The organism is Ferruginibacter sp., assembly GCF_014377975.1.
Taxonomy (GTDB): domain Bacteria; phylum Bacteroidota; class Bacteroidia; order Chitinophagales; family Chitinophagaceae; genus Ferruginibacter.
Window position 1 is genome coordinate 1 of the sequence record NZ_JACMOO010000237.1, and the last position, 1,785, is coordinate 1,785.

2 protein-coding genes are annotated in these 1,785 nt (G+C 37.9%); one reads left to right on the forward strand and one right to left on the reverse strand.

What is annotated here, in order from left to right; genetic code table 11:
* Positions 1-664, forward strand: a 664-nt coding sequence (locus H7254_RS12635) for a S9 family peptidase (RefSeq protein ID WP_301933310.1), incomplete at its 5' end; no start/stop codon positions are given.
* 170 nt (positions 665-834) lie between these two features.
* Here the strand turns inward: H7254_RS12635 and H7254_RS12640 are convergent.
* On the reverse strand, positions 835-1,233 hold the full coding sequence (locus H7254_RS12640) for a hypothetical protein (protein ID WP_301933311.1): 399 nt from the start codon (positions 1,231-1,233) through the stop codon (positions 835-837).
* Between the last annotated feature and the right edge of the window lie 552 nt (positions 1,234-1,785).

Here is a 1,785-nt window from a genome sequence, read left to right on the forward strand (position 1 = left end):
AAATGCGGGTACTGTGATGGATACCTGGGGCTTAACAGGCGCACAGCAGTTTTATGCAAAAGAAGGATTGATACAGGTTGCCATGGACCACAGGGCCAGCGGGCATTTTGGTAAAGAAGGCGTGAATTATATGTACCACAACCTTGGCTATTGGGAAATGAAAGATTATACGGCCATGGCAAAATGGTTGATTGCAAATGGCGGCGCTGACCCGAAAAAGATTTGCATTACAGGTTTTAGTTACGGTGGTTATATGACCTGTTATGCACTAACTTATGGTGCAGATGTTTTTACACATGGCATGGCAGGCGGCAGCGTTGTTGACTGGACATTGTATGATACCCACTATACCGAACGTTATATGGGTACGCCCACTGACAATGCTGAAGGCTATAAAACAAGTTCAGTTTTAAACTATGCAGATAAATACAAAGGCATGTTACAGATTGTGCATGGTAATATTGATGACAATGTACATTTACAAAACAGTATTCAGTTTATAAGCAAATTACAAGATCTTAAAAAAGATTTTGAAATGATGTTTTACAGTGGTGGCAGACATGGCTGGCAGGGAAATAAAAACCTGCATTTTCTAAATTTAAAAACACAGTTTATTTATAAGTATTTGTTGGAGAAACCTGTGCCTCAGGCAATGATGAGGTAAAAAAACTTAAAAAAAATGCTCCACTAAAATGGAGCATTTTTTTTGAGTTGCTTTAAGTTTTAGGAATAAAATATATAAGCTATAGAGTAATAAATAATGCCATGTAGAGCCTTTGTAAATTAAAAAAGCAGCCATTAGTGCGCTGCTTTTTTAACAAGAGTTACAAATAATTATCCTCCGTTTGCAATAGCTGCTTCCCGCTGTGCTTTTTGGGTTGCTTTAAATAATTTGTATTTGGCCTCACCCAACATCGTTTTTAAATTATCGTTACGCTCTTTATTAATAACATCTGTTTTTATTTTCTTATCCTCTTCTGTAAGCGATGCGTCAGCTTTTATCGGTCTTACTTTATCATTGCCTGCATCAACTTCAGCCCTGTATTTTGTTTGTTCCTCTGCACTAAATGCTGCTTTTGCGAAAGCTTCCAGCAGGTCTGTTTCTTTTTTCGCCTTTGCAGCATCCTTCTCTGCTTTTGTCATGGTTTTGGCTACAGGTGCTGCAGCAGTTTGTGCCTGGGCAGTGGTAAAGATGGCAGTTGTAAATAATGTGGCCAACAAAAATGTTTTCATAATTTCAGTAGTTTTAAAAGTGTTAAGGAATAATGTTTTGGTACCTGAAAATAATGATATTTTACATACCGTTCTTTTTAATGTAAGGAAATGGTATTTTGATTAAAGTGGAACTTGGCTAAATGTTTTGTCATGATATAATTTATATAACCTAATTGTAAATGTATGGCACCCGCCATATTTTGTATCCCCCCGAATTATATGAAAGTATATTATATCTCGCCCTCCATTATCCCTATCATCACCAACCTACAGTCCAATCCTTACCCAACCATCCTTCGGTGCTTACCCTACTACAACCCATTAGAAGCCCGTACTTTACTTTACACGAAGCTTATGGTAATGAATAAAATTTGCTTCCCCCCATTCCTAATCCGCAAATCGTAATTCATCCTTCCCAATTCCATTTACTCTTTCTTACCTTTGCCACCTCAAAAACAACACAACAAATAACCATGGCAGATACACAGGAAGTATTACAGGAGGTAGTGATAAAATTTGCCGGCGACAGTGGCGATGGTATGCAGCTTACGGGCACACAGTTTACCAACA